Source organism: Cupriavidus taiwanensis, from assembly GCF_900250115.1.
Classification (GTDB): domain Bacteria; phylum Pseudomonadota; class Gammaproteobacteria; order Burkholderiales; family Burkholderiaceae; genus Cupriavidus; species Cupriavidus taiwanensis_B.
This window is the reverse complement of the sequence record NZ_LT984804.1, coordinates 1,851,570-1,878,284: the sequence shown is the minus strand read 5'-3', so window position 1 is coordinate 1,878,284 and position 26,715 is coordinate 1,851,570. Positions and strand designations below refer to the sequence as shown.

Here is a 26,715-nt window from a genome sequence, read left to right as displayed (position 1 = left end):
AATGCCATGCCAATGACGATCGGTGTGCCGCGCGAGGTCCACCCGGGCGAGCGGCGCGTTGCCGCGACCCCGGACTCGGTCAAGGAATTGCTCAAGCTCGGCTACCAGGTGGTGGTGGAGACCGGTGCCGGCCTGGAAGCGTCGTTCTCGGATGACGACTACCGCGCCGCCGGCGCGGCCATTGTCGACGCGGCCAGCCTGTGGGCCTCGGTCGACGTGGTGGCCAAGGTGCGCCCGCCGCAGGTCCATCCCAGCCTGGGCGTGGAAGAGGCGGCGCTGCTGAAGAAGCATGCCACGCTGATCGGCTTTGTCTGGCCGGCGCAGCAGATGCCGATGCTGGAGCGGCTGGCGCAGCGCGGCGCCACGGTGCTGGCGATGGACTGCGTGCCGCGCATCTCGCGCGCGCAGAAGCTGGATGCGCTCAGTTCGATGGCCAACATGGCCGGCTACCGCGCGGTGATCGAAGCCGCGCACGCCTTCGGCCGGCCCTTCGCCGGGCAGATCACCGCCGCCGGCAAGATCCCCCCGGCGCGCGTGCTGGTGATCGGCGCGGGCGTGGCGGGGCTGGCGGCGATCGGCGCGGCGCGCAGCCTGGGCGCGGTGGTGCGCGCCTTCGATACGCGCCCGGTGGTGCGCCAGCAGATCGAGAGCCTGGGCGCGGAATTCCTCACCGTCGAGATCGAAGAAGACGGCAGCGGCAGCGGCGGCTACGCCAGGGAGATGAGCCCCGCCTTTATCGAAGCGGAAATGCGGCTCTTTGCCGAGCAGGCGCGCGAGGTCGACATCATCATCACCACCGCGCTGATCCCCGGCAAGCCGGCGCCCAGGCTGCTGGAGGCCGGCACCGTCGGGCTGATGCGCGCCGGCAGCGTGGTGGTCGACCTGGCTGCCGAGCAGGGCGGCAACTGCGTGCTAACCGTGCCGGGTGAAAGCGTGCGCCGCGATGGCGTCACCATCATCGGCTACACCGACCTGCCCAGCCGCATGGCGGCGCAGGCGAGCCAGCTCTATGGCACCAATATCCGCCACCTGCTGAGCGAGCTGACGCCGGGCAAGGACGGCCAGCTGGTGGTGAACATGGACGACGAGATGATCCGCGGCGCGACCGTGCTGCACCAGGGCGCGGTGACCTGGCCGCCGCCGCCGCTGACCGTGGCGGTACCGCAGCAGCAGGCGCCGGCCGAGGTGCCGGTGGCGGCCGAAGCCGCGCCGCCGCGCCGCCGCACCGGCACCACGCTGATTGCACTGGCATTGGCGGCCGCTGCGCTGCTGGGGCTCGGGGCGGTCGCGCCACCGGCGTTCATGGCGCATTTCACGGTGTTCGTGCTGGCGATCTTCGTCGGCTACCAGGTGGTGTGGAACGTCACCGCGGCGCTGCATACGCCGCTGATGAGCGTGACCAATGCCATCAGCGGCATCATCGTGGTCGGGGCGCTGGTGCAGCTGGGCAAGCCATCGCTGCTGACGGCGGTGATCGCGGGCTGCGCGGTGCTGGTGGCCACCATCAATATCGCCGGGGGCTTCCTGGTGACGCAGCGCATGCTGAAGATGTTCCAGCGCGACTAAGGCCAGGGAGAGAACCATGCCATCCGGAATCAGCAATATTGCCTACCTCGCCGCCAGCGCGCTGTTCATCCTCAGCCTGAGCGGGCTGAGCCATCCCGCCACCGCCCGGCGCGGCAACATGCTCGGCATCGCCGGCATGGTGATCGCGGTCATGACCACGGTGCTGGCGGGCAGTCCCGACGGCATTGCCATCATCATCGTGGCGATGGTGGTGGGCGGCCTTGCCGGCGCCATGCTGGCCCGGCGCGTCGAGATGACGCAGATGCCGCAGCTGGTGGCGGTGCTGCACAGCTTCGTCGGCCTGGCCGCGGTGCTGGTCGGCTACGCCAACTACCTGGAGCCGACCACGCTGGCCGGTGCCGAGAAGGCGATCCATGAGGTCGAGACCTACCTCGGCATCCTGATCGGCGCGGTTACCTTCACCGGGTCGATCATCGCCTTCCTCAAGCTGCAGGGCACCATGGGCGGCAAGCCGATGCTGCTGCCGGGGCGCCATGTGCTCAACGCCGGCGCGCTGCTGGTGTGCGTGTGGCTGGGCTATGCCTTCCTGGCCGCGCCGGATCCGCAGCAGGGCCTGGTGCCGCTGGCGGCGATGACGGTGATCGCGCTGCTGGTCGGCGCGCACCTGGTGCTGGCCATCGGCGGCGCCGACATGCCGGTGGTGGTGTCGATGCTGAACAGCTACTCCGGCTGGGCGGCCGCGGCGACCGGCTTCATGCTGGGCAACGACCTGCTGATCATCACCGGCGCGCTGGTGGGCTCGAGCGGCGCCATTCTCAGCTACATCATGTGCAAGGCCATGAACCGCAGGTTCCTGTCGGTGATCCTGGGCGGCTTCGGCGCGGTGCAGGCGCAGGGCGCGGCGACCGAGCAGGGCGAGGTGCTGCCGGTGTCGAGCGAGGAAGTCAGCAGCCTGCTCAAGGACGCCAGCGAGGTCATCATCGTGCCGGGCTACGGCATGGCGGTGGCACAGGCGCAGGGCACCATCAGCGAGATCGCGCGGCGGCTGCGCGCGCAGGGGGTCAACGTGCGCTTCGGCATCCATCCGGTGGCGGGCCGTCTGCCGGGGCACATGAACGTGCTGCTGGCCGAGGCGCGGGTGCCGTACGACATCGTGCTGGAAATGGAGGAGATCAACGACGACTTCGAGAAGGCCGACGTGGTGCTGGTGGTAGGCGCCAACGACATCGTCAACCCGGGGGCGCTGGAAGACCCCGCCAGCCCGATTGCCGGCATGCCGGTGCTGGAGGTGTGGAAGGCCAGGACCGTGGTGGTGTCCAAGCGCAGCATGGCGGCGGGCTACGCCGGCGTGGACAACCCGCTGTTCTACAAGGACAACACGCGCATGTGGTTTGGCGATGCCAAGGGCAGCGTCGATGCCTTGCTGCGCCAGCTGGAGGAAGCGCCGGCCTGATCGCCTGTCGCGGCGCGGCATCGATCGATGCAAGCCACCGAGGCACGCTTGCCGGCGGGTCTCGGTGGCTTGTTGCATTGGCGATGCCGCTGGCATGACCGGCGCCGCGGCGATTCATGCCAGTTCCGCTATATATAAGGGGTCGTGAATAGAAACGATAAAAAACTTTAAGACTAGTCAAATTAAGCTTCAGGTAGCATCAATCCACGACTTCATGTGCCGCAATGCCAGGCGCCGGTCTAGTTGCGAGAAGGGCATCCCACATAGGCCCTGATGTGTCCCCCCGGGCACAAACGATCAGTACCAGGAGACAAGACAGATGGCGCAATTGGAAGCATCGGCTCGCGCCGCTCACGAGGACGTGAACGGACGCGGGCTGCAGAACCGTTGGATCCAGCTTGCAATCGGTGTGGTATGCATGGGGCTGGTGGCGAATTTGCAGTACGGCTGGACTCTTTTTGTGTCACCCATGGACGCCAGGCACCACTGGGGCGCGTCCGCGATCCAGGTGGCCTTTTCGATCTTCATCGTGACCGAGACCTGGCTGGTGCCGCTGGAGGGCTGGCTGGTCGACAAATTCGGCCCGCGCCCGGTGGTGGCCGGCGGGGCCATTTGCGCGGGGCTGGCATGGGTGATGAACGCCTATGCGACCACGCTGCCGGAGTTGTATGTGGCCGCCGTGATCGCCGGCATCGGCGCCGGCGGCGTCTACGGGACCTGCGTCGGCAATGCGCTGAAATGGTTCCCGGACAAGCGCGGCCTGGCTGCCGGCCTGACCGCCGCGGGCTTTGGCGCGGGCGCAGCCATCACCGTGATTCCGATCGCCAACATGATCCAGAGCGCGGGCTATGAGAAGGCCTTCCTGTTCTTCGGCATCCTGCAAGGGGCAAGCATCCTCGTGCTGGCGCTGCTGCTGGTGAAGCCCGCGCCGCCCAGGGGCGCGGCGGCGGCCAGGGCGGTGCTGACCAACCCGGTCGAGTACACGCCGGGGCAGATGGTGAAGACGCCGGTGTTCTGGCTGATCTACGCCAGCTTTGTCGCGGTGGCGGCGGGCGGCATCATGGCGACGGCGCAACTGGGCCCGATCGCCAAGGACTACGGCTTTGCGTCGATGCCGGTGACGCTGCTGGGGCTGACCTTGCCGCTGCTGACGATGACGCTGTCGATCGACAACCTGTGCAATGGCTTCACGCGCCCGCTGTGCGGCTTCCTGTCGGACCGGTTCGGCCGCGAGAACACGATGTGCGTGATCTTCGTCGGCGAGGGGCTGGCGCTGCTGGGGCTGATGCAGCTGGGCCACAACCCCTACTGGTTCATGTTTTTCGCGGCGCTGACCTTCCTGTTCTGGGGCGAGATCTTTTCGATCTTCCCGGCGCTATGCGCGGACACATTCGGCAGCAAGTTTGCGGCGGCCAACGCGGGCACGCTGTACACCGCGAAGGGGACCGCGGCGATGCTGGTGCCGCTGGCCTCCGTGCTGTCGGCGCGCGGCGGCTGGGAAGCGGTCTTCACCGTGGCAGCGGTGGTGACGATCGCCGCCGGCCTGTCGGCGAAACTGGTGCTGGCGCCCATGCGCAAGCGGTTCATTACCGGGCACCCGGCGTCGGCGCTGCCGGTGGCCGAGGGCGGCCTGGTTGCGAAGACATCCCCCGGTCGCGCTGAATAGACTGGGCCGCGCCGGACGGTCGTAATGCATGGAGCTGACGGCCAGGCGCCTGCGCCAGGCCGTCCGTTGCAACCAGCGGAAGCAACGCAAGCGGGACGTTCGACCGGTGCCGCAAAGGCGGTCGTTTTAGCCCAAAGGGCGTAAAAACGTTGTATGTAATATATCTATAGGCGGTCCGCCGCGCAGGGAGCACTTGGGCGTCTCAGCCCGTATTTGTGCCAGCTGCGCATAACTGGCCACAGATTAAGAACTTGCGCTGTTTTGGGCGCTGATACAAACGGAATTGCTGCGGTGCACTGACGAAAGTTTGCTGCAGGGATGGAAAATACCTTGCCGTTCTCTGATATATCACATACCGTATGTCATCAAGACCGGTCGAACGGAACCGGCACCGACCGCAGCAGGGCCCAGCCCCCGCGCACCACGAACACAAGTCCAAAAGGAGACCAAGCATGTCGGAAGTCGTAGCGAAGCGGGCCCCAGGCACTCCCGCGGCAGCCTGAGTCACAAAAATTCCAACCCCAGTCAAATTTGCATAGAAGGAAGCAACCATGGCAGAAGTCGGAAACGAGCTGCAGCGTCACGCCGCGGAAGAGCAGCAGGCACAAACCGATGGTTTCCATCTGGTCATCGACGCGCTGAAGCTGAACGGCATCGAAAACATCTATGGCCTGCCCGGCATTCCGGTCACCGATCTGGCCCGTCTGGCGCAAGCCAACGGCATGCGCGTCATCAGCTTCCGCCACGAGCAGAACGCCGGCAACGCCGCGGCGATTGCGGGCTTCCTGACGCAGAAGCCGGGCGTTTGCCTGACCGTGTCCGCGCCGGGGTTCCTGAACGGGCTGACCGCGCTGGCGCATGCCACCACCAACTGCTTCCCGATGATCCTGATCAGCGGCTCGAGCGAGCGCGAGATCGTCGACCTGCAGCAGGGTGACTACGAAGAGATGGACCAGTTGGCCATCGCCCGTCCGCACGCCAAGGCTGCGTTCCGCGTGCTGCACGCGGAAGACATCGGCGTCGGCGTCGCGCGTGCCATTCGCGCCGCGGTGTCGGGCCGCCCGGGCGGCGTGTACCTGGACCTGCCGGCCAAGCTGCTGGGCCAGTCGCTGGAAGCCGAAAAGGGCAAGCAGTCGCTGATCAAGGTGGTGGATCCGGCGCCGCGCCAGCTGCCGGCGCCGGACTCGGTCGAGCGCGCCGTCGCGCTGCTGAAGACCGCCAGGCGTCCGCTGATCCTGATCGGCAAGGGCGCCGCCTACGCACGCGCCGAGGCGGACCTGCGCAAGCTGGTCGAGAAGACCGGCATCCCGTACCTGCCGATGTCAATGGCCAAGGGCCTGCTGCCCGATACGCATCCGCAGTCGGCCTCGGCGGCGCGCTCCTATGTGCTGGCCGAAGCCGACGTGGTGCTGCTGGTCGGCGCGCGCCTGAACTGGCTGCTGTCGCACGGCAAGGGCAAGACCTGGGGCAAGCCCAAGCAATTCATCCAGATCGATATCGCGCCGACCGAGATGGACAGCAACGTCGCCATCGCCGCGCCGGTGGTGGGCGACATCGGTTCGTGCGTAGCGGCGATCCTCGACAAGGTGGGCGACGACTTCGCCAAGCCGGGCGCGGACTGGCTGAACGCAGTGGCCGACCGCCGGGACACCAACCTGGCGAAGATGGCCGAGACCCTGACCAGGGCCAGGGATGCCGCGCCGATGAACTTCCACGGCGCGCTGGGCGTGCTCAAGGACGTGGTCAAGGCCAACCCGGGCATCTCGTTCGTCAATGAAGGCGCCAACACGCTGGACTACGCCCGCGCCGTGATCGACATGTATGAGCCGCGCAAGCGCCTCGACGTCGGCACCTGGGGCGTGATGGGCGTGGGCATGGGCTACGCGGTGGCCGCGGCGGTCGAGACCGGCAAGCCGGTGCTGGCGCTGTGCGGCGACAGCGCCTTTGGTTTCTCGGGCATGGAAGTCGAGACCATCTGCCGCTACAACCTGCCGGTCTGCATCGTCATCTTCAACAACAACGGCGTCTACAAGGGCATCGACAAGAACCCCACCGGCGGCACCGACCCGGCGGTCACGACCTTCGTCCCGGGTGCGCGCTACGACAAGATGATGGAAGCGTTCGGAGGCGTCGGCGCCAACGTCACCACGCCTGCGGAACTCGAGGCCGCGGTGAACGAAGCGCTGCGCTCCGGCAGGCCGACGCTGGTCAATGCCGTCATCGACCCGGCGGCCGGCACCGAAAGCGGCCGCCTCACCAACCTGAATCCGCAAAGCTCGGCCAAGAAGTAATCCACCCGAATTTCACCCCCTAATCCAATAGGAGACGAACGTGAACCTCCCACTCAATGGCATCAAGATCATCGACTTCACGCACGTCCAGGCGGGTCCCGCCTGCACGCAGCTGCTGGCATGGTTCGGCGCCGACGTGATCAAGGTCGAGCGCCCGGGTTCCGGCGACGTGACGCGCACCCAGCTGCGCGACATCCCGGATGTCGACGCGCTGTACTTCACCATGCTCAACTCCAACAAGCGCAGCCTGACGCTGGACACCAAGAAGCCGGAAGGCAAGAAGATCCTGGAGCAGCTGATCCGCGAGTCGGACGTGCTGGTCGAGAACTTCGGGCCGGGCGCGCTGGACCGCATGGGCTTCTCGTGGGAGCGCATCAACGAGCTGAACCCCAAGATGATCGTGGCTTCGGTCAAGGGCTTCAGCGACGGCCACCACTACGAAGACCTCAAGGTCTACGAGAACGTGGCGCAATGCGCCGGCGGCGCGGCCTCGACTACCGGCTTCTGGGACGGCCCGCCGACGGTATCCGCCGCGGCGCTGGGCGATTCCAACACCGGCATGCACCTGGCGATCGGCATCCTGACCGCGCTGATCGGCCGCGACAAGACCGGCAAGGGCCAGAAGGTGGCGGTGTCGATGCAGGATGCGGTGCTGAACCTGTGCCGCGTCAAGCTGCGCGACCAGCAGCGCCTGGACCGGCTGGGCTACCTGGAAGAGTACCCGCAATATCCGCATGGCACCTTCAGCGACGTGGTGCCGCGCGGCGGCAACGCCGGCGGCGGCGGCCAGCCGGGCTGGGTGCTGAAGTGCAAGGGCTGGGAGACCGATCCCAACGCTTATATCTACTTCACCATCCAGGGCCATGCCTGGGAGCCGATCTGCAAGGCGCTGGGCAAGCCGGAATGGATCGACGATCCCAACTACGCCACCGCCAAGGCGCGCCAGCCGCATATCTTCGATATCTTCAACACCATCGAGGAATGGCTGGCCGACAAGACCAAGTACGAGGCGGTCGACATCCTGCGCAAGCATGACATCCCGTGCTCGCCGGTGCTGTCGATGAAGGAGATCGCCGCCGATCCGTCGCTGCGTGCCAGCGGCAGCATCACCGAGGTGCCGCACAAGGAGCGCGGCAGCTACCTGACGGTGGGCAGCCCGATCAAGTTCTCCGACCTGAAGCCGGAGATCACCGGCTCGCCGCTGCTGGGCGAGCATAGCGAAGAGGTGCTGGCCGGGCTGGGCTACGGTGCGGAAGAGATCAAGCGCCTGCGCGAGTCCCAGGTGATCTGACGCTGGCCGCCGGCACCCGTGCCGGCGCCGACGCCGGGGCCGCGCTCATCGCGGGGCTCCGGCGTTTTTGCTTGTGGCGCCGCGATGTGGCACGCTAGCCTGGTGGCACTGGCGGGCCCCAGCCGCTGCCTTTTGTAGATGACGAGAGGGAATCCCCATGACAGAGCAGATCGACTACGCGCAACTGGTGTCCGCCATCGGCGACGCCATCATCATCTCCGACGCCAAGGGCGCCATCACGCTGTGGAATCCCGCGGCCGAGCGCATGTTCGGCTTCACCCAGGCCGAGGCCATGGGCCAGTCGCTGGACCTGATCATCCCCGAGCGGCTGCGCGGGCGGCACTGGGAAGGCTACGACAAGACCATGGCGACCGGCATCACGCGCTACGGCCATGACCTGCTCAAGGTGCCGGCGGTCGGCAAGGATGGCAAGGCGATGTCGATCGCCTTTACCGTGGCGCTGCTCAAGGACACCGCCGGCGCCATCACCGGCATCGTCGCGGTGATCCGTGACGAGACTGCGCGCTTCCAGGAAGAACGGGCGCTGAAGAAGCGGCTGGTGGAACTGGAGAGCCAGGTCAAGGAACAGGCCTGAGGCGCCTGCTGCCGGAGTGACCCGGAGCCCGCTGCGCCGGGCGCTTCGCCCTGCATTAACCCGGCCTTCTTGGTGCGTTGACGTGGTACCAAGCGGCCCCTACATTGGGAGCCTGACCAGAACCACTCCAGGGAGACAACATGGCCCGTCAGGCTTCGACGGCTGCGGTCGTCCACGGCGGCGCGACCGTCGGCCAGCTCTATGCCGCGGCGCTGCGGGCACGGCCCGGCGTACCCGCCGTGGTCGGTGACGACGTCACGCTGAGCTATGAGGCGCTGGCCCGGCAAAGCGCACGCATCGCGCGGCTGTTCGGCGCGCGCGGCCTGGCGCGCCAGGCCGCCGTGGCCTTCCTGGTGGGCAATCGCGCCGAGGCGGTCGCGGCCATCATCGCGGCGCAACTGGCCGGGCTGAAGGCCGTGTCGCTGCACCCGATGGCCGCGCAGGCGGACCATGAATTCGTGCTGGCAGACGCGGGAGTGCAGGCGCTGGTGGTCGACAACGCCCGCTTCGCCGAGCGGGCGCGCGCGCTCGCCGCCGGCACGCGGCTGCAGGTGCTGCCGCTCGACGACGGCGAGTTCGGGGCCGGCCTGGCCCGCGCCGCGGCGGCATTCGATGATGCGCCCGTGGTCCCCGGCGATGATCCGACCGAGATCAGCAAGCTGTCGTACACCGGCGGCACCACCGGACGTTCGAAGGGCATCCTGCATACCCACCGCACCACGGTGACGATGCTGCAGTACATGCTGGCGACCTACGAATGGCCGGCGCAGGTGCGTTACCTCGTGACCACGCCGATCTCGCATGCCTCCGGCAGCCTGTTCCTGCCGACGCTGCTGCGCGGCGGCACCATCTACCTGTGCGACAAGTTCGGCCCGGCGGATTTCCTGCGCCGCGTGGCCGAGCATCGCATCAACCTGACCTTCCTGGTGCCCACGCAGATCTACGGGCTGCTCGATTGCGACGGCCTGGACACGGCCGACCTGTCCAGCCTGGAACTGGTGCTCTATGGCGCGGCGCCGATCGCCCCGGTGCGCCTGGCCGACGCGCTGCGGCGCATCGGCCCGGTGTTCGGCCAGATCTACGGCCAGGCCGAAGCGCCGATGTGCATCAGCTACCTGAGCCCGCGCGACCACGATCCTGACCACCCCGAGCGCCTGCGCTCGTGCGGCAAGGTGATCCCCGGCAACCAGGTCAGGCTGCTCGATGCGCAACTGCGGGAAGTCGCGCCGGGCGAAGTGGGCGAGCTGTGCGTGCGCGGCCCGCTGGTAATGGAAGGCTACCTGAACCGGCCCGAAGAGGACGCCAGGGCCTTTGCCGGCGACTGGCTGCACACCGGCGACATGGCGCGCTGCGACAGCGAAGGGTTCCTGTACCTGGTCGACCGCGCCAAGGACATGATCATCAGCGGCGGCTTCAACGTGTACCCGAGCGAAGTCGAGCATTGCCTCGCGCTGCATCCGGCCATCGCCATGTCCGCCGTGATCGGCGTGCCCGATCCCAAGTGGGGCGAAGCCGTGACCGCCGTGGTGGTGGCCCGCCCCGGCACCGGCCTGACCGAGGCCGACGTGATCGCCCACGTGACCCGGCACAAGGGCGTGGTCAATGCGCCCAAGCAGGTGGTGTTCGCCGATGCGCTGCCGCTGACGGCGCTGGGCAAGATCGACCGCAAGGCCATCCGCGCCCGCTATTGGGGCGGACAGGAGCGGCAGGTCGCCTGATCCTTGTCACCGTTCCCGCACGGTCCCGCAAGAGGACCGGCATTCCTGCCAGGCCGACCACAATTGGAGGAGACCACCATGGCAAACCGCTTGCCGCAACCCAAGGCCATCTGGCCAACCCGCTTGCTCCGTGCCGCGCGAGCCTGTCTGCTGGCGCTAGGCATCGCTGGAACCGGCGCATACGCCGCCGACGCGTATCCCACGCGGCCGATCCGCCTGGTGGTGCCGTTCGCACCCGGCGGCGTCACCGACCTGACCGCCCGGACCTTCGCCAAGTACATGGGCGATGCGCTGGGGCAGCCGCTGGTGGCGGAGAACAAGCCAGGCGCCGGCGCGACCATCGGTGCAAACCTGGTCGCGCGCGCGGCGCCGGACGGCTACACAGTGCTGCTGGGCACCAACGTTACCCATGCGATCAACCCGCGTCTGATCGCGGCCACGCCCTATGACCCGCTGAAGGACTTCCAGGCCGTCGCGGTATTCGGGCTGAACGGCAACGTGCTGCTGGTCAACAACAACTTCCCGGCCCGGACCTTTGCCGAGTTCCTGGCAAACATCAAGTCGCGGCCCGGCAAGACGAACTATGCCTCAGGCAGCGTAGGCAGCTCGGCGCACCTGTCGGCGGAGTTGCTCAAGCAGGATGTCAAGGGACTCGAATATACCCACGTGCCCTACGGCGGGCCTTCGGAAGCCATGGCTGCATTGATCGGCGGGCATGTGGATTTCCTCTTTGCCAATATTGGCGCCGCGGTCACGCAGGTGAAATCCGGCAAGGTGCGCGCGCTGGCGGTGACGACCGCCAAACGCGCGCCACAGTTGCCCGACGTGCCCACCATCGCGGAATCCGGCGTGCCTGGCTTCGAGGTGGTCGGCTGGATGGCCGCGTTCGTGCCCAAGGGTACGCAGGCGCCGGTGGTGGCGCGGCTCAACGAGGTCATCAACCAGGCCCAGAAGAATCCCGACCTGCGCACCACGCTGGACGCGGCGGCGCTGATTCCGGTGGTGGCTACGCCCGACCAGGCCAGCCGCTTCGTGCAGGACGAATATGCCAAATGGGGCGGCGTGATCCGCGCCGCCAATATCCCGCCGCAATAGCAGGGGAGCCGCTGCCGTGCAAGCGCCAGGCTAGGTCTTGCTGGCTGCGGAGCCAGGCCGGCACAGCAGGCCGTTCAGGATGATCTCGTAGAACTCGCTGAAGGCATCGCCCATCTTCATCCCGGTGTCCTTCAGGAACTGCTGGCTGCGCAGGCGGTGCGCGGCGCCGAGCATCGCTTCGGAAACCAGCCGCGGGTTGTGCGGCGCCATCAGTCCCTGCCGCATGCCCGCCTCTAGCAGGCTTTCGAGCCCGCGTACGCGCGCCAGCTGGTACGCATCGAACACGGCCCGGCCGCTGTCGCTGGCATCGAGGTCGGCCAGCGCGGCCTTGCTCAGTCCCGAGGTATTCAGCGCGGCGTGCAGGTAGGCCGACACGGCGCTTGCGGCATCGCGCTCGCCGCGCGCCGCGGCAAAGCCCCGCTCCAGGTTGGCCGCCAGCACGTCGCGGCAGATGCCGACGAACAGCGCCTCCTTGGTCGGCGCGATCTCGTACAGGCGCCGGCGCGAGCAGCGCATGCGCTGCGCGATCACGCCGATGGTCAGCGACGAGACGCCTTCGCTGCACAGCAGGCGCGTCAGGTCCTCGATAAAGTCTTCGTCGGTGCGTCGCGTGGCCATCAAGCAGGCGGGGTGTGTATCCGGCTGCCGCCGGTGGGTTCGAACAAGGGCTGGGAGCGCTATGTTACGACGATTTCCCGCACGCACTGCGGCATGACGCCCGGCGCGCGGTGGCGTGGAGCTTGCACGGCTGCTGCAGCGCCTTGCCACGCGCAACGCGAAGGCCCGCCGGGGGCCGGCGGAAACGGTAAAAGCGGGAGAGCCATGTGAAAATTACTGGCGCTGCGTGCAGCAGGACCGACAGGGGCGGCGGGCGATGGCCGGACTCAGGCGCGTCTTTGGGCGTGCCGCAGCAGCAGCGCGCCCAGTGGCAGCGCCAGCCCGAAGGCGACGTAGACCAGCGCCAGCATGCCGGGCGACAGCCGGCGCTCGAAGCCGGGCGTAAGGCGATGGGGCGTGCACTTCAGGTCGACGAAACACGCGATGCCGGCAATCGCCAGGCCGCCGAGCACGCGCGCGGGCGCGCTGGGGCGTGCGTGGGTGCGTGCGCTGGGGCAGGCCGCCGGATGGGGACTGCCGACGGCCATCGCGCCTTCGTAGAACGCCGCCCAGAACACCGACATCGCATGATGGATGACATAGCCGAGCACGGTATGCCGCACCGACGGCCGGTTGACGTGCATGGCCCGTTCGCCCCAGATCCAGTGGCTGACGGCGTTGACCGGCGCGAACGCGCTGCCGCAGTCGGCGCTGCCGGCGCAGGCGAGCATGCCGGTGGACAACAGGCTGGCGCAGGTGCCGGAGAGCGCGGCGCGGCGCAGCACCGTGGCCACATCCACCGCGTGCTGGTGCTCGGCGCCAGCGGCTTTATCGGCAGTCATGCCTGCGCCGCAATGCTGGCTGGGGGATTCCATGTGATAGCGGGCGTGCGGCGCTTGCCTGCGCGCGATGCACCCGAAGCGCCGCATGGCGGCCATGCCTGCACGGCAAGCGAATTCCGTGCCGTCGATTTCGCGCGGATGACCGCGGCGGCGGACTGGGCGCCGTTGCTGGCGGACGTCGATGCGGTGGTCAACCTGGTCGGCATCTTCCGCGAGAGCGCCACGCAGTGCTTCGACGTGCTGCACCGCGCCGCGCCGCAGGCGCTGTTCGATGCCTGCCTGCGCCAGCGGGTGCGGCTGGTGGTGCAGATGTCGGCGCTGGGTGCCGACGAACACGCGCAGACCGAATTCCATCGCAGCAAGCGCGCCGCCGACCAGCACCTGCTCGGCCTCGGCATCGATGCCGTGGTGCTGCAGCCATCGCTGGTGTTCGGTGCCGACGGCACCAGTGCGCAGCTGTTCTGCGCGCTGGCGACGCTGCCCTGCCTGGCGCTGCCCGGCGGCGGCCGGCAGCCGGTGCAGCCGCTTCATGTCGACGACGTGGCGCAGGCCATCGTCGCCTTGCTGGCCGGGTGGGGCGGCGATACCCCCTGGCGCTCCGGCCGGCTGGCGCTGGTGGGCCCGGCGCCGATGCCACTGGCCGGCTACCTGGAGGCGTTGCGCCATGGCCTGGGCTTGCGCGGCAAGGCCTGGCTGTTGCCGCTGCCGCGCGCACTGGCCCGGGCGGTGATGCCGCTGGCCGAACGCGCCAGCGGCGGCGTGTTGGGGCGCGATGCGCTGACCATGCTGGACCAGGGCAGCGTGGCCGATCCGTCCGGGCTCGCGTGCCTGCTCGGGCGGCCGCCGCGGGCGGTGGCTGCATTCATCCCGCCGGGATTGCGCGGCGCGCTGCGCGCGCAGGCGCTGCAGCGCTGGCTCCATCCGCTGTTGCGCTGGAGCGTGGCCTTGGTGTGGATCGTCACCGCGGCGGTTTCGCTGGGGCTGTACCCGGTCGCCGACAGCTACGCGTTGCTGGCGCGCGCGGGCGTGCCGCCGGCACTGCAGCCGCTGGCGCTGTATGGGGCCGCGCTGCTCGACCTGATCTTCGGCGTGCTGTGCGTGCTGCCGCGGCGCCCGCGCTGGCTGTGGCTGGCGCAGATCGCGCTGATCCTGGGCTACACGGCCATCATCAGCGTGCGCCTGCCGGAATACTGGCTGCATCCGTATGGCCCGCTCAGCAAGAATGTGCCGATGCTGGCCGTGCTGTGGTGGCTGCACCTGAGCGAGGAGCGGGCATGGACTACGTCACGCTGAAATGGCTGCATATCGTGTCGGCCACCTTACTGTTCGGCACCGGCGTGGGTAGCGCCTTCTACCTGGTCGGCGCGACGCTGACGCGCAATGTCCGCACCGTCGCCGCGACCGCGCGCATGGTGGTGATCGCCGACTGGATCTTCACCGCATCCACCGTCATCCTGCAGCCGCTGACCGGTTATGCGCTGGTGAAGATGACCGGGTTTTCGTGGGCGGTGGCTTGGCTGAAGTGGTCGGTGATGCTTTACGCCATCGCCATTGCCTGCTGGCTGCCGGTGGTCTGGCTGCAGAAGCGCATGCGCGACGTGGCGCTGGACTGTACCGGGCCCCAGTTGCCGCGCGCCTACTGGCGCCTGTTCTGGTGGTGGTTCGGGCTGGGCTTTCCGGCGCTGTTCTCGTTTCTGGCCATCTTCTACCTGATGGTGGCCAAGGTCAGTTGAACAAAAAACGGCGAGGCCGCTGTCGCGCGCCTCGCCGTGAACCGATCGGGCCGCTCAGTTGAGGTGGCCGACCGCGCGCAGGTATTCGTTCTTTTTTTCGAAGATCAGCCCGCTCAGGAACGCGGCGTCGTAGGCGGCCAGCAGGTGAGGGTGGTGTTCCTCGATATAGCGGGCCACCCGGCCCTTTTCGCATTCGATGCCGCACAGCCATTCATACATGGCGGCGTCCCAGCGAAAGCGCAGCCCCAATTCGATAAACGCCGCGTTGTATGCCGCGAGCTGGGTCTCGCGCGGTATCGGCTGGTTGTCGGCGCCGACCGTAATGGCGGCGTGGCGGCCTTCGTGCTGGGCTGGGTTCATGCTGGTCTCCTCGGATGCGCGCTGGCGGTTGGGTTGAGACAAGCATAGGGAGGGCAAACGATTTACGATAATTAAACTTTCACAGCAAAACCATAAGTCATCGTTTATGGAATAATTCAGGCCTCCTGGCGGATCAGGCCTTCAACGCCCGTGATGCTCTGGATCAGGTCGGCGCCTTCTTCCATCAGGAACTGCTTGAACGCCAGCGCCACCGGCGGCAGCCGCTTGTTCTTGCGGTGCACCACGTACCAGTTGAGCATCACCGGAAAGCCCTCGATATCGAGCACGGCGAGCTTGCCGGCCTGCAGCTCCAGGCCCACGGTATGGGCCGACAGGAAGGCAATGCCCATGTTGGCGATCACGGCCTGCTTGATGGTCTCGGTGCTCTTGATCTCCATGGCGATGCGCAGGTTCGACAGCCGGCCGGCAAAGCCTTCCTGCATCGAGTTCCAGGTGTCCGAGCCCTTCTCGCGCGAGACAAAGGCCTCGTCGGCCAGCGCGGCCAGGGGAATCTTGCGCTCGCCCACCAAGGGATGGGTGGGCGCGGCGACGATCACATATGGGTGGGGCGCAAAGGCCTCGTTGATGGTGTCCACGCCCTCGGGCGGGCGCACCATCACGGCGAGGTCGGTCAGGTTGCCGGCGAGCTGGTGCAGCAGTTCCTCGCGGTTGTGCACGGCCAGGTTCAGCGTCACGCCCTCGTGGCGGTCCATGAATTCGGCCAGCAGCCGCGGAAAGAAATAGTCCCCGGCGCTGATCACCGCGACATTAAGGCGGCCGCCGGAGATGCCCTTGAGCTGCGACATGGCGTCTTCGGCCTCGCGGAACTGCTGGATGATGCTGCGGCTGTAATGCAGCATTTCGTGGCCCGCCGGCGTCAGGTAGATCTTCTTGCCGAGCTGCTCGAACAGCGGCAGCCCCACGTGGTGCTCCAGTTGCCGCACCTGGGTCGATACCGCGGGCTGGGTCAGGTGCAGTTCCTCGGCGGCGCGGGAAAAGCTCATATGGCGGGCAACGGTCTCGAAGACCTTCAGTTGCCGCAGCGTGGCGTTCTTCATCCTGCTCCCGTCCTATAAACGATCAGCTATATAAACGATAAAAAACTTTATGCAGTACTGATCTTAGATTCAAGTAGCATCAATCGTCAGCTTTGCATGTCCCGCCCGAATCCATCCGGCACTCCGGCACCGCAGGAGCCAGCCGCCGGCCACCCAGCATGGCCGATAACAACGATGGCTGCCGACAGCCACGACCAACACCAAGGAGACTACCGTGACCGGACCGAATGCAGCCGCGCGGCCCCTGCGGCGCCGTGCCATGCCCGAAGACAGGCTTCGCCTCAGCCACGCCGGCGCGGGGCAGGGGGGCAGGCCATGAATATCTCGCTCCCGCAACTGAAGGCCTTTGCCGCCGTGGCGCGGCACAAGAGCTTTACCCGCGCCGCGGTCGAACTTGGCCTGACGCAGTCCGCGGTCAGCCGCAGCGTGCGCGAACTGGAAGAAGAGATCGACCAGCGGCTGTTCGACCGCACCACGCGCCAGGTGGAGCTGACCGACGCCGGCCAGCACCTGTCCCAGCGCATCTGCCACCTGATCGAGGAGGTGGAGCAGACCTTGCGCGACAGCCAGGGCGCGAGCCGGCCATGCCAGGGCCTGGTGCAGATTGCGTCGGACCCGGTGCTGAGCTCGATGTCGCTGCCGACCTGGCTCGCCGGCTGCCGCCAGGCATGGCCAGCGATCGCCATCCACCTGAAGGACCGTTCGCAGGAATCGGTGCTGCAGAGCGTGCGCAGCGGCGAGGTCGATTTCGGCATCGCCACCGATCCGCGCGCCGGCGACGACCTGTATTGCGAGCCCTTGTGCGTCGACGCCTATCACGCCGTGCTGCCGGCCAAGCACCCGCTGGCCCAGCAGGACACCGTAGGGTGGGGCGACCTGTCCGATGCCAGCGTGCTGACGCTGGACCAGCAGTGCGGCGTGCAGCCCGTGGTGGAGAAGGCGCTCAGCAGCTATCACGTGCGCGCGGGCTCGCTGCAGTTGCTGGGCCATTTCGCCGCGGTGTTCGGCATGGTGGCGCTGGGGCTGGGCATCGGCGTTCTGCCGTCGCGCGCGCAGGCCGGCGGCATGCATCCGGCCGCCGTGATGCGCCCGCTGCGGCCCCAGGTGACGTCGACGGTGATGTTGGTGCGGCGCAAGAGCCGGTCACTGAAGCCCAACGCCGCGGCGATCTGGGACGCCTTGCGCGGCCAGGAGTATCAGGAGCCGCCGGTCCAACGGCGCGAACCCACGACGGTATGAAGAGGAGGGCATCGAGCCAGTGTTGGATTAGTGCAAAAGCTCTACTGATATATTACATACAGGATATTTACACATAGTGCGGCGCAGCATATAATGGAAACTCCTGATCACAACGTTACTGGAGTTTTCAAATGGAAGTCGCTCTTCTCGTCGCCCTTGGCCTGGCCCTGATCGCTGTCGGTGTGGGCGTGACCACGCTGCTGGCCACGCGCCTGCCCATGGATGTGCTGGTCACCGCGCAGGACCACGGCCGCTTCGCCGGCCTGGGCTCGAACCAGCATAGCGACGGCGTGGGCCGCGCCAGCACGTCGCGCATCGTGCCCTCCGCTGGTGAACTCGCCTATGCCTGAGGCCGGCGCGCGCTCGGCGCTTGCGCGCTGAAGCGCTGAAGGCAAGGGCTGTAGCGGCCGACATCCCTTGCGACCATCACGGCGAGCACGGCCGCCACGCTTCCCGTCTTCCTTCCCTGTCTATCTATTCGCGATTGGCTAATGTCTGCCGCCCCTTCGCGCTACTTGTCTTCCAGCTGCCAGAATCCCCCCAGCAGCGCGTGCATTCCCCGACATTCCATATCGATACGGACACTGCCAGGCCTGCATGTCTGCATCTAGGGACTTTCCCGAACCGATCGTTTTCCCGGTTTTTCGATGGCGCGATCCCCGGCATGCTTGCGGATGCAATGCGTCGGCGGATTGATCTGGCGGCGCAGGGCAACTGCTTGATTTCCAAGGACTCTTGATGCTGCCGGAACCGCCATTGATGCAGCTTGCGCACCAGTCGCAGGCGCGCCGGGGCGGCTACGGCGCCAGGTAACGCGGCTGCATGCTGCATAGCCGCGAAGAATACGCTTGACTTACCTGATATATCACATACCGTATAGCACTAGAACGGCTCAGCTGTTCTTCGACCGAGAGTCACGCAGAGGCGTCTACAGGCGCCCATCTTCCACCTTGGCGGTTCGCCGCTATAAGGAGACATCATGGAATTGCAGCAGAGGGAGTCCACGTCGCGCTTTGCGTCGCCGTGGGTGCAACTGGTATTCGGCGTGATCTGCATGGCGATGATCGCCAACATGCAATACGGCTGGACCCTGTTCGTCAACCCGATCGACGACAAATACGGCTGGGGCCGTACCGCGATCCAGGTCGCATTCACCATCTTCGTTGTTACCGAAACCTGGCTGGTGCCGATCGAGGGCTACCTGGTCGACAAGTATGGCCCGCGCCCGGTGGTGGTGGGCGGCGGCCTGCTGTGCGCGGTGGCCTGGGCGCTGAACTCGGTGGCATCCTCGCTGCCCATGCTTTACGTCGCGGCGGCCATCGGCGGCCTGGGCGCGGGCGCGGTGTATGGCACCTGCGTGGGCAATGCGCTGAAGTGGTTCCCGAATCGCCGCGGCCTGGCGGCGGGGATCACCGCGGCCGGCTTCGGCGCCGGCTCGGCGCTTACCGTGGTGCCGATCGCCAACATGATCAAGACCTCCGGCTATGAGGCTGCGTTCCTGTGGTTCGGCCTCGGCCAGGGGCTGGTGGTGTTCATCCTCGGCATGGCCCTGTACCCGCCGTCGGCAAAGATCCTGAGCGAGGTCAAGACCACGCTGAAGGCCGCCGCCACCTACAACGCGTCGCCGCGCGAGGTGCTGAAGTCGCCGATCTTCTGGGTCATGTACGCGATGTTCGTGATGATGGCCGCCGGCGGCCTGATGGCCACCGCGCAGCTGGGCCCGATCGCCAAGGACTTCGGCCTGCACGAAGCGCCGATCTCGATCCTCGGCCTGACCCTGCCGGCGCTGACCTTCGCGCTGACCATCGACCGCGTGCTCAACGGCCTGACGCGCCCGTTCTTTGGCTGGATCTCCGACCATATCGGCCGTGAACGGACCATGTTCTTTGCCTTCGGGGTGGAGGCCGTCGGTATCCTGCTGCTGTCGAAGTACGGCCACCATCCGGTCGCATTCGTGATCCTGACAGGCGTGGTGTTCTTTGCCTGGGGCGAGATCTACAGCCTGTTCCCGGCCACCTGCGGCGACACCTTCGGGCCCAAGTTTGCCGCCACCAACGCGGGCCTGCTGTACACCGCCAAGGGCACGGCGGCCTTGCTGGTGCCGTTCTCCAGCGTGATCACCGCCGCCACCGGCAGCTGGCATGCGGTATTCATGGTGGCCTCCGGCATGGCGGCACTGACCGCGGCAATGGCGCTGTTCGTGCTCAAGCCGATGCGCGAGGCCCATGCCCGCAAGTACGTGCATGCCAACACCGCTGCGCCGATGGGCTACCGTACCGTGCCCGAAGACCTGACCTGATGAAGAAAGCAGTACGGCGCCCAGCGGCGCCGGCAGGACCCGGGCGCGTGCGGCTGCGATGCCTGCACAGCCGCCGCGCCCGGTAGCACAATACGACAACAACAAGGCACGACAGGAGGGCGGCCCACCGGGCGCCTTCCTGATCGCGCAGCGCATACCCACAACCACCATCCAGGCACGCCATGAACCAGGTTGTCATTCCCCTCGAGGCGACCGGCCTGAGCCGGCAGCGCAAGCGCCGCCAGCCCAAGGGCCGGCAGGTCGACGCGGCCGCGCTGGCCGAAGTGCGCGTGGCGCTGGGCGACATGCCCCGCCGGCGCGACCTGCTGATCGAACACCTGCATTGCATCAGCGACCGCTACGGCCAGCTTGCCATGCCGCACCTGGTGGCGCTGGCCAGCGAGCTGCGGCTGTCGATGACCGAGGTCTACGAGGTCGCCACCTTCTACCACCACTTCGACGTGGTGCGCGAGGATGCCGACGGCCAGATCGCGCCGCCACCCGCGCTGACGGTGCGCGTATGCGAAGGCATTGCCTGCGAGCTGGCCGGTGCGCAGGCGCTGATCGACAAGCTGCCCGCGCTGCTCGGCACCGAGGTGCGGGTGATCGCCGCCCCCTGCATCGGTCGCTGCGAGAAGGCGCCCGCCGCGCTGGTCGGACAGAACCCGGTCGACCATGCAACGGCCGAGGCGATCGGCACCGCCGTGCAGGCCAGAGCGGTGCGTCATGCGCCCGAACCCCATATCGACTACCACGCTTACCGGCGCGACGGCGGCTATGCCTTGCTGCAGGCCCTGGCCGGCGGCGACATCGACCCGGCCGCGGTGCTGGCCACGATGGAAGACTCCGGCCTGCGCGGCCTGGGCGGCGCGGGCTTCCCGACCGGGCGCAAATGGCGCATCGTGCGCGGCGAAGCCGCGCCGCGGCTGATGGCCGTCAATATCGACGAGGGCGAGCCCGGCACCTTCAAGGACCGCGTCTACCTGGAACGCGATCCGCACCGCTTCCTCGAGGGCATGCTGATCGCGGCGCACGTGGTCGACGTCGCGGCGATCTACATCTATTTGCGCGACGAGTATGCCGGCTGCCGCGCGCTGCTGGCCGAGGCCTTGCAGCAGCTGCAGCAGGACCCGCCGCTGCCGGGCTTGCCGCGCATCGAGTTGCGCCGCGGCGCGGGCGCGTATATCTGCGGCGAAGAATCGGCGATGATCGAATCGATCGAGGGCAAGCGCGGCATGCCGCGGCTGCGTCCGCCCTACGTGGCGCAAGTGGGGCTGTTCGGCCGGCCCACGCTGGAGCACAACTTCGAAACCCTTTACTGGGTGCGCGACATCATCGAGAAGGGCGCGGAGTGGTTTGCCGCGCAGGGGCGCAACGGGCGCAAGGGGCTACGTTCGTTCTCGGTCTCCGGTCGGGTCAAACGCCCTGGCGTGCACCTGGCGCCGGCCGGGATCACGGTGCGCGAGCTGATCGACGAATACTGCGGCGGCATGCTCGACGGCCATGCGTTCTACGGCTACCTGCCGGGCGGCGCGTCGGGCGGCATCCTGCCGGCGGCGCTGGGCAATATCCCGCTCGACTTCGACACGCTGCAGCCCTACGGCTGCTTTATCGGCTCGGCCGCGATCGTGATCCTGTCCGACCACGACAGCGCCACGCAGGCGGCGCGCAACCTGATGCACTTCTTCAAGCACGAGTCGTGCGGGCAGTGCACGCCCTGCCGCACCGGAACGGCCAAGACGCTCGAGCTGATCCGCCAGCCGAAGTGGGACCTGGCGGCGCTGGATGACCTGTCCGCGGTGATGCGCGATGCCTCGATCTGCGGGCTGGGACAGGCCGCGCCGAACCCGGTCGACTGCGTAATCAAGTACTTCCCGCACGAACTGGCCTGATGCCGACCGAGCCTGAGAGACAGACATGAATGCACTGACCCGCGCCGAACGCGCGCTAGTCGAATCCGCCGAGCCGGCCGTCACCTTTACCCTCAACGGCCGTGAAGTCAGCGCGCAGCCCGGCGAAAGCCTGCTGAAGGTGGCGCAGCGCGAAGGCTTCGAGGTGCCGCACCTGTGCTACAAGGACGGCCTCGAGCCCGCCGGCAACTGCCGCGCGTGCATGGTCGAGATCCAGGGCGAGCGCGTGCTGGCGCCGTCCTGCTGCCGCTATCCCGCCGCGGGCATGCAGGTGCAGACCGACTCCGAGCGCGCCCGTCGCGCCCAGCGCACCGTGCTGGAACTGCTGCAGTCGGACATGCCGGAAGCGGACTACACCCGCCACAACGAACTGGACCAGTGGGCGGCGAAGCTGGAGCTCGGCAAGCCGCGCTTCGCGCCGCGCCAGCGCGTGGTGGCGGACCTGTCGCATCCGGCCATCGCGGTCAACCTGGATGCCTGCATCCAGTGCACCCGCTGCCTGCGCGCCTGCCGCGACGAGCAGGTCAACGACGTGATCGGGCTGGCGCTGCGTGGCGACGAGGCCCGCATCGTATTCGACATGGACGACCCGATGGGCGCGTCCACCTGCGTTGCCTGCGGCGAATGCGTGCAGGCCTGCCCGACCGGCGCGCTGATGCCCGCGCGCGATGCCGCGCTGGCGGTGCCCGACAAGCAGGTGGAATCGGTGTGCCCGTACTGCGGCGTCGGCTGCCAGCTGACCTACAACGTCAAGGACAACCGCATCCTGTTCGTGGAAGGGCGCGACGGCCCGGCCAACCACCAGCGCCTGTGCGTGAAAGGCCGCTACGGCTTTGACTACGTCCAGCATCCGCAGCGGCTGACGGTGCCGCTGGTGCGCCGCGACGGCGTGCCCAAGCGGGGCGATTTCGTCATGGACCCCGACCACGTGATGGACGTGTTCCGCGAAGCCAGCTGGGAAGAGGCGCTGGCGCTGGCCGGCGGCAAGCTCGCGCAGATCCGCGACACTCATGGCAAGCGCGCGCTGGCCGGGTTTGGCTCGGCCAAGGGCAGCAATGAAGAGGCCTACCTGTTCCAGAAGCTTGTGCGCACCGGCTTCGGCAGCAACAATGTCGACCACTGCACGCGGCTGTGCCATGCCTCGTCGGTGGCGGCGCTGCTGGAAGGGATCGGCTCGGGCGCGGTGTCGAACCCGGTGATGGATGTCGACAAGGCCGAGGTAGTGATCGTGATCGGCGCCAACCCGACCGTGAATCACCCGGTCGCGGCCAGCTGGATCAAGAACGCCGTGAAGAACGGCACCAAACTGATCGTGGCCGATCCGCGCCGCTCCGACCTGGCGCGCTTCGCCTGGCACTTCCTGCAGTTCAAGCCCGACGCCGACGTGGCGCTGCTCAACGCGATGATGCATGTGATCGTCAACGAGGGCCTGGTCGACCAGGACTTCATCGACAGCCGCACCATCGGCTTCGACGAGCTGCAGCGCAACGTGGCCGCGTACAGCCCCGAGCTGATGGCGCCGATCTGCGGCATCGACGCCCAGACCATCCGCGAAGTCGCGCGCGTCTATGCCACCTCGAACAGTTCGATGATCTTGTGGGGCATGGGGGTTTCGCAGCATGTGCATGGCACCGACAACGCGCGCTGCCTGATCGCGCTGGCGCTGATGACGGGACAGATCGGGCGGCCCGGCACGGGGCTGCATCCGCTGCGTGGGCAGAACAACGTGCAGGGCGCTTCCGACGCCGGGCTGATCCCGATGATGTACCCGGACTACCGGCGCGTCGACGATCCGCTGGCGATCGCCAGCTTCGAAGCGCAGTGGGGCATGCCGCTGGACCGCCAGCCCGGCCTGACCGTGGTCGAGGTGATGCAGGCGATCGAGCGCGGCGAAGTGCGCGGCATGTACATCATGGGCGAGAACCCGGCGATGTCCGACCCGGACGCCGAGCATGCGCGCGAAGCGCTGGCATCGCTCGACCACCTGGTGGTGCAGGATATCTTCCTGACCGAGACGGCGTACCTGGCCGACGTGGTGCTGCCGGCCTCGGCCTTCCCCGAGAAGACCGGCACCTTCACCAACACCGACCGCACCGTGCAGCTCGGCCGGCAGGCGCTGGATCCGCCGGGGCAGGCGCGCCAGGACCTGTGGATCATCCGGCAGATGGCGGCGCAGCTGGGGCTGGACTGGCGCTACCACAGCGTCGAGGACGTGTTCAACGAGATGCGCCAGGCCATGCCGAGCATCGGCGGCATGACCTGGGAGCGGCTGGAGCGCGAGCACGCCGTGACCTATCCATGCATGGAAGAGGGCGATCCGGGCGAGCCGGTGATCTTCACCGACAGTTTCCCGACCGCCACTGGCCGGGGCCGCTTCGTTCCCGCCGACATCATTCCGGCGGCGGAGCGGCCCGACGCGGACTACCCGATGGTGCTGATCACCGGGCGCCAGCTCGAGCACTGGCATACCGGCAGCATGACGCGGCGCGCCGGCGTGCTGGACGCGATCGAACCCGATCCGGTGGCGCTGGTGCATCCGCTGGACCTCGACGCGCTTGGCGGCACGCCGGGCGGCGTGGTCACGCTGTCGTCGCGGCGCGGCGAGGTCACGCTGTATGCGCGCGCCGATGCCGGCACGCCGCGCGGCGCGGTGTTCGTGCCGTTCTGCTACTACGAGGCGGCGATCAACAAGCTGACCAACGCGGCGCTGGACCCGTTCGGCAAGATTCCCGAGTTCAAGTATTGCGCGATCAGGATGACGGCGGGCGGACCGGTGCCGGTGCAGTCGAGCTATGGCGGCGGGCAGATACTCGAGCCTGCTTCGGCCTGGCCGCAAGGATCGGTGGTGTCTCGCATCGCGGGCGGGACACCACCTCGGCCTCAATAGTTCATCGTCACGTTGAGCATCGCTACGCGCGGATTGCCCACCGGCAGCACGTTGTTGTTGAGGCCACCCGCATAGTACATCTTGTCGAACACGTTCTTGACGTTGAATGCCGCGCGCCAGTGCGAGGCCACGTAGCCGACGGCCAGATCGGCGACGGCGTAGCCCGGCACGGTGTAGCTGAAGCTGTAGCCGCGCTTGGCGCTCTCGCCGCGCACGCCGGCACCGACGTACCAGCCGGCGAGCGCGCCGCGCAGGCGATACTGGCTCCAGACCGAGAAGCTGTGCCGCGGCACGCTGTTGAGCGGCTTGCCGACGTTCGCGGCGGTGGTGTCCTCGGTGACTTCGCCGGCGATATAGGCATAGGCCGCCGACACGCTGAGGCCATTGCCGAGATCCTGCGTCAGCTCCACTTCCAGCCCGCGCGAGCGCTGTGCGCCGACGGCCACGCTGAATCCCGTATTGACCGGATCGCTGCCGAGCACATTGGTGCGCGTCAGGTCGAACGCGGCGAGCGTCAGCAGGCCGGACTTGTCCGGCATGTCGAACTTGACGCCCACTTCGTACTGGCGGCCCTTCTCGGGCTTGAAGGTGGCGCCGCTGGCATCGGTGCCGGCGTTCGGCAGGAACGACGTGGCGAAGCTTGCGTAGGGCCGCGCCCAGCTGGTCAGGTCATACATTACGCCCGCGCTGCCGGTGACGGCGTTGCTGTCGTTGATGGAGCGCGCTGCTGCCAGCCGGTCCGTCGTGCCGGTCCGCGCCGATTCGTAGCGCACGCCGCCGGTCACGGTCCAGCGCTCCGCAAGACGGATCTGGTCGCGCAGGTAGAGGCCGAGCGCATCCAGCGTATCGGTCGCATCGAGGCTATAGGCGGACGGGCAGTTGATGCTGGCGCCGTAGACGGGGTGGTAGACGTTCAGCGCGGCGACGCGGCATGTCTTCTGCAGCCGGTCTTCCTTCGTATGCCGGTAGTCGACGCCGAAGGTCACGCTGTGGGCATGGCCCGTGAACGCAAAGGTGCGCTGCACGTTGGTGTCGACCCCGAACGAGTCTCCCGAGAAGCTCTGCTGCGTGCCGCTGCGGTTCATGGTCTGGCTGTCGAGCGCCATGGTGCCGGCCGATACCAGCGTGCCGCTCAGCGACGATGCCTGGTAGCGCAGGTTCTGGTTCAGGGTCCAGCCAGAGTCGAAGCGGTGCGTCAGCGCGTAGCCGACGCGGTCCTGCTCGCCGTCATAGGAGGGCGCATTCGGTTCGCCGATGAAGCGGCTGGCCGGCACCACGCCATTGCGGTTCGGCACCAGCGTCCCATTCACTGGCAAGCCCTGCTGGCGCACGTAGTTGCGCTGGTTGTGGCTGGCCAGGATGGTGAAATCCGTGCGCGCGCCAAGGTCGAGCGTCAGCGACGGCGCGATCCAGCGATTGCGATACCAGACATAGTCGGTCGGATCGTCGCTGTTCATCATCAGTGCGCTCAGGCGGAACGCGGCCTTGCTGTCCTTGGCCAGCGGCGTGCCAAGGTCGACCGTCATCTGCCGCAAGCCGTAGTTGCCGACGGTCAGGCCCAGCTCGCCGAACAGTTCCGCGCGCGGGCGCTTGCTGACCATGTTGACCAGGCCACCGGGCTGCACCGCGCCGAACAGTATCGAGGCCGGGCCCTTGAGCACTTCCACGCGCTCCGCGCCGAACAGTTCCTGCGCCACGCGGTTGTTGCTGTCGACCAGCAGCCCGTCGGCAAAGACCGATTCCGAGGCCCGCTGGCCGCGGATGATGAAGTCGTCCCAGCCGCGCCGGCCATAGGTGTTGGTGACCACGCCGGCCGAGTTCTGCAGCGCGTCGCCGAGGTTCTGCGCCTGCTGGCTGTCGAGCAGGTCGCGCGTGATCACGGTGATCGATTGCGCGGCGTCGGCCGCCGATTCCCCTGACTTGGTCACGCCGGCCGCCCGCCGCGTGGCGAAACCGACGTCGGTCTGGCCATCGCCGGCGGCGCTGACCGTCACGGATGGCAGCGTGGCAAGTGCTTCGGCGGCGTGGGAGACAGCGGCAGGCAGCAGCAGGGAGCTGGCAGCGGCGGGTATGGCAAGACGGCGGAACAGCATGACGGCCCGGGGCGAAAGCTACGAAAGGCCGAATAATAAATGAGAATAATTCTTGTTTCTA

General features: G+C 67.4%; 20 protein-coding genes. 15 read left to right on the top strand and 5 right to left on the bottom strand.

The window, feature by feature from the left end:
• Nucleotides 1-6: 6 nt before the first annotated feature.
• The 8 genes from CBM2586_RS25180 (at nt 7) to CBM2586_RS25145 (ending at nt 11,636) form a co-directional block, all read left to right on the top strand.
• The gene (locus CBM2586_RS25180) at nt 7-1,566 is read left to right on the top strand and encodes a Re/Si-specific NAD(P)(+) transhydrogenase subunit alpha (protein WP_115664035.1); all 1,560 of its coding nucleotides are present in this window, start codon (nt 7-9) and stop codon (nt 1,564-1,566) included.
• Between the two features lie 16 nt (nt 1,567-1,582).
• Nucleotides 1,583-2,980, top strand: a complete 1,398-nt coding sequence (pntB, locus tag CBM2586_RS25175) for a Re/Si-specific NAD(P)(+) transhydrogenase subunit beta (RefSeq protein WP_115690498.1) — start codon at nt 1,583-1,585, stop codon at nt 2,978-2,980.
• Nucleotides 2,981-3,299: 319 nt separating this feature from the next.
• Nucleotides 3,300-4,646 carry an oxalate/formate MFS antiporter gene (oxlT, locus tag CBM2586_RS25170; RefSeq protein WP_115690496.1) on the top strand — a complete coding sequence of 449 codons (1,347 nt, stop codon included), beginning with the start codon at nt 3,300-3,302 and terminating at the stop codon, nt 4,644-4,646.
• A 551-nt stretch (nt 4,647-5,197) separates the two neighbouring features.
• On the top strand, nt 5,198-6,937 hold the full coding sequence (gene oxc, locus CBM2586_RS25165) for an oxalyl-CoA decarboxylase (protein ID WP_115664038.1): 1,740 nt from the start codon (nt 5,198-5,200) through the stop codon (nt 6,935-6,937).
• Nucleotides 6,938-6,977: 40 nt separating this feature from the next.
• Entirely contained in the window at nt 6,978-8,228 is a 1,251-nt protein-coding gene (gene frc / locus CBM2586_RS25160; RefSeq protein ID WP_115690494.1) for a formyl-CoA transferase, read from the top strand.
• A gap of 157 nt (nt 8,229-8,385) precedes the next feature.
• Nucleotides 8,386-8,823 carry a PAS domain-containing protein gene (locus CBM2586_RS25155; protein ID WP_115664040.1) on the top strand — a complete coding sequence of 146 codons (438 nt, stop codon included), beginning with the start codon at nt 8,386-8,388 and terminating at the stop codon, nt 8,821-8,823.
• Nucleotides 8,824-8,963: 140 nt separating this feature from the next.
• Entirely contained in the window at nt 8,964-10,541 is a 1,578-nt protein-coding gene (locus tag CBM2586_RS25150) for an AMP-binding protein (protein ID WP_115664041.1), read from the top strand.
• Between the two features lie 78 nt (nt 10,542-10,619).
• Nucleotides 10,620-11,636 (top strand): Bug family tripartite tricarboxylate transporter substrate binding protein, encoded by a 1,017-nt coding sequence (locus tag CBM2586_RS25145; RefSeq protein ID WP_115690492.1) that lies wholly within the window; start codon nt 10,620-10,622, stop codon nt 11,634-11,636.
• Between the two features lie 30 nt (nt 11,637-11,666).
• Here CBM2586_RS25145 and CBM2586_RS25140 read toward each other — a convergent pair whose 3' ends face one another.
• Nucleotides 11,667-12,254: a TetR/AcrR family transcriptional regulator gene (locus CBM2586_RS25140; protein WP_115664043.1), complete on the bottom strand. Its 588-nt coding sequence runs from the start codon at nt 12,252-12,254 to the stop codon at nt 11,667-11,669.
• 266 nt (nt 12,255-12,520) lie between these two features.
• Nucleotides 12,521-13,075: a hypothetical protein gene (locus tag CBM2586_RS25135; protein WP_231942565.1), complete on the bottom strand. Its 555-nt coding sequence runs from the start codon at nt 13,073-13,075 to the stop codon at nt 12,521-12,523.
• 12 nt (nt 13,076-13,087) lie between these two features.
• Between CBM2586_RS25135 and CBM2586_RS25130 the strand changes: the two genes are divergently transcribed.
• Together CBM2586_RS25130 and CBM2586_RS25125 are read left to right on the top strand one after the other, a co-directional pair.
• Complete coding sequence (locus tag CBM2586_RS25130) at nt 13,088-14,368, top strand: SDR family oxidoreductase (protein WP_240988025.1); 1,281 nt, start codon at nt 13,088-13,090, stop codon at nt 14,366-14,368.
• Nucleotides 14,350-14,808, top strand: coding sequence for a DUF2269 family protein (locus CBM2586_RS25125; protein WP_115664045.1), 459 nt, complete (start codon nt 14,350-14,352; stop codon nt 14,806-14,808). Before CBM2586_RS25130 ends, CBM2586_RS25125 begins: the two co-directional genes overlap by 19 nt.
• 54 nt (nt 14,809-14,862) lie before the next feature.
• Here CBM2586_RS25125 and CBM2586_RS25120 read toward each other — a convergent pair whose 3' ends face one another.
• A complete protein-coding gene (locus CBM2586_RS25120) occupies nt 14,863-15,168 on the bottom strand; it encodes a LysR family transcriptional regulator (RefSeq protein ID WP_115664046.1) in 306 nt (101 codons plus the stop codon).
• A 116-nt stretch (nt 15,169-15,284) separates the two neighbouring features.
• The gene (locus CBM2586_RS25115) at nt 15,285-16,226 is read right to left on the bottom strand and encodes a LysR family transcriptional regulator (RefSeq protein WP_115664047.1); all 942 of its coding nucleotides are present in this window, start codon (nt 16,224-16,226) and stop codon (nt 15,285-15,287) included.
• Between the two features lie 315 nt (nt 16,227-16,541).
• Here CBM2586_RS25115 and CBM2586_RS25110 point away from each other — a divergent pair, with 315 nt between their 5' ends.
• From CBM2586_RS25110 to fdhF, 5 genes are all read left to right on the top strand, one after another.
• Nucleotides 16,542-17,465: a LysR family transcriptional regulator gene (locus CBM2586_RS25110; RefSeq protein ID WP_115690488.1), complete on the top strand. Its 924-nt coding sequence runs from the start codon at nt 16,542-16,544 to the stop codon at nt 17,463-17,465.
• 131 nt (nt 17,466-17,596) lie between these two features.
• Nucleotides 17,597-17,815, top strand: a complete 219-nt coding sequence (locus CBM2586_RS25105; protein WP_115664049.1) for a hypothetical protein — start codon at nt 17,597-17,599, stop codon at nt 17,813-17,815.
• Nucleotides 17,816-18,444: 629 nt separating this feature from the next.
• On the top strand, nt 18,445-19,764 hold the full coding sequence (gene oxlT / locus CBM2586_RS25100) for an oxalate/formate MFS antiporter (RefSeq protein WP_115664050.1): 1,320 nt from the start codon (nt 18,445-18,447) through the stop codon (nt 19,762-19,764).
• Between the two features lie 182 nt (nt 19,765-19,946).
• Nucleotides 19,947-21,656, top strand: a complete 1,710-nt coding sequence (locus CBM2586_RS25095) for an NADH-ubiquinone oxidoreductase-F iron-sulfur binding region domain-containing protein (RefSeq protein ID WP_115664051.1) — start codon at nt 19,947-19,949, stop codon at nt 21,654-21,656.
• 25 nt (nt 21,657-21,681) lie between these two features.
• Nucleotides 21,682-24,561: a formate dehydrogenase subunit alpha gene (gene fdhF, locus CBM2586_RS25090; RefSeq protein WP_115690486.1), complete on the top strand. Its 2,880-nt coding sequence runs from the start codon at nt 21,682-21,684 to the stop codon at nt 24,559-24,561.
• On the opposite strand, the gene CBM2586_RS25085 is transcribed toward fdhF, so the two are convergent.
• Nucleotides 24,555-26,654 carry a TonB-dependent siderophore receptor gene (locus tag CBM2586_RS25085; protein ID WP_115690484.1) on the bottom strand — a complete coding sequence of 700 codons (2,100 nt, stop codon included), beginning with the start codon at nt 26,652-26,654 and terminating at the stop codon, nt 24,555-24,557. The genes fdhF and CBM2586_RS25085 overlap by 7 nt on opposite strands.
• Nucleotides 26,655-26,715 lie beyond the last annotated feature (61 nt).

Excerpts from the sequence above, each read along its gene's own strand:
- CBM2586_RS25110 (WP_115690488.1), top strand. The coding sequence starts at position 16,542 with ATGAATATCTCGCTCCCGCAACTGAAGGCCTTTGCCGCCGTGGCGCGG.
- fdhF (WP_115690486.1), top strand. The coding sequence starts at position 21,682 with ATGAATGCACTGACCCGCGCCGAACGCGCGCTAGTCGAATCCGCCGAG.
- oxlT (WP_115664050.1), top strand. The coding sequence starts at position 18,445 with ATGGAATTGCAGCAGAGGGAGTCCACGTCGCGCTTTGCGTCGCCGTGG.
- oxlT (WP_115690496.1), top strand. The coding sequence starts at position 3,300 with ATGGCGCAATTGGAAGCATCGGCTCGCGCCGCTCACGAGGACGTGAAC.
- CBM2586_RS25105 (WP_115664049.1), top strand. The coding sequence starts at position 17,597 with ATGGAAGTCGCTCTTCTCGTCGCCCTTGGCCTGGCCCTGATCGCTGTC.
- CBM2586_RS25150 (WP_115664041.1), top strand. The coding sequence starts at position 8,964 with ATGGCCCGTCAGGCTTCGACGGCTGCGGTCGTCCACGGCGGCGCGACC.
- CBM2586_RS25125 (WP_115664045.1), top strand. The coding sequence starts at position 14,350 with ATGGACTACGTCACGCTGAAATGGCTGCATATCGTGTCGGCCACCTTA.
- CBM2586_RS25140 (WP_115664043.1), bottom strand. The coding sequence starts at position 12,254 with ATGGCCACGCGACGCACCGACGAAGACTTTATCGAGGACCTGACGCGC.
- CBM2586_RS25085 (WP_115690484.1), bottom strand. The coding sequence starts at position 26,654 with ATGCTGTTCCGCCGTCTTGCCATACCCGCCGCTGCCAGCTCCCTGCTG.
- CBM2586_RS25130 (WP_240988025.1), top strand. The coding sequence starts at position 13,088 with ATGCTGGCTGGGGGATTCCATGTGATAGCGGGCGTGCGGCGCTTGCCT.
- CBM2586_RS25145 (WP_115690492.1), top strand. The coding sequence starts at position 10,620 with ATGGCAAACCGCTTGCCGCAACCCAAGGCCATCTGGCCAACCCGCTTG.
- CBM2586_RS25135 (WP_231942565.1), bottom strand. The coding sequence starts at position 13,075 with ATGACTGCCGATAAAGCCGCTGGCGCCGAGCACCAGCACGCGGTGGAT.
- oxc (WP_115664038.1), top strand. The coding sequence starts at position 5,198 with ATGGCAGAAGTCGGAAACGAGCTGCAGCGTCACGCCGCGGAAGAGCAG.
- CBM2586_RS25120 (WP_115664046.1), bottom strand. The coding sequence starts at position 15,168 with ATGAACCCAGCCCAGCACGAAGGCCGCCACGCCGCCATTACGGTCGGC.
- pntB (WP_115690498.1), top strand. The coding sequence starts at position 1,583 with ATGCCATCCGGAATCAGCAATATTGCCTACCTCGCCGCCAGCGCGCTG.
- CBM2586_RS25115 (WP_115664047.1), bottom strand. The coding sequence starts at position 16,226 with ATGAAGAACGCCACGCTGCGGCAACTGAAGGTCTTCGAGACCGTTGCC.
- CBM2586_RS25180 (WP_115664035.1), top strand. The coding sequence starts at position 7 with ATGCCAATGACGATCGGTGTGCCGCGCGAGGTCCACCCGGGCGAGCGG.
- CBM2586_RS25155 (WP_115664040.1), top strand. The coding sequence starts at position 8,386 with ATGACAGAGCAGATCGACTACGCGCAACTGGTGTCCGCCATCGGCGAC.
- CBM2586_RS25095 (WP_115664051.1), top strand. The coding sequence starts at position 19,947 with ATGAACCAGGTTGTCATTCCCCTCGAGGCGACCGGCCTGAGCCGGCAG.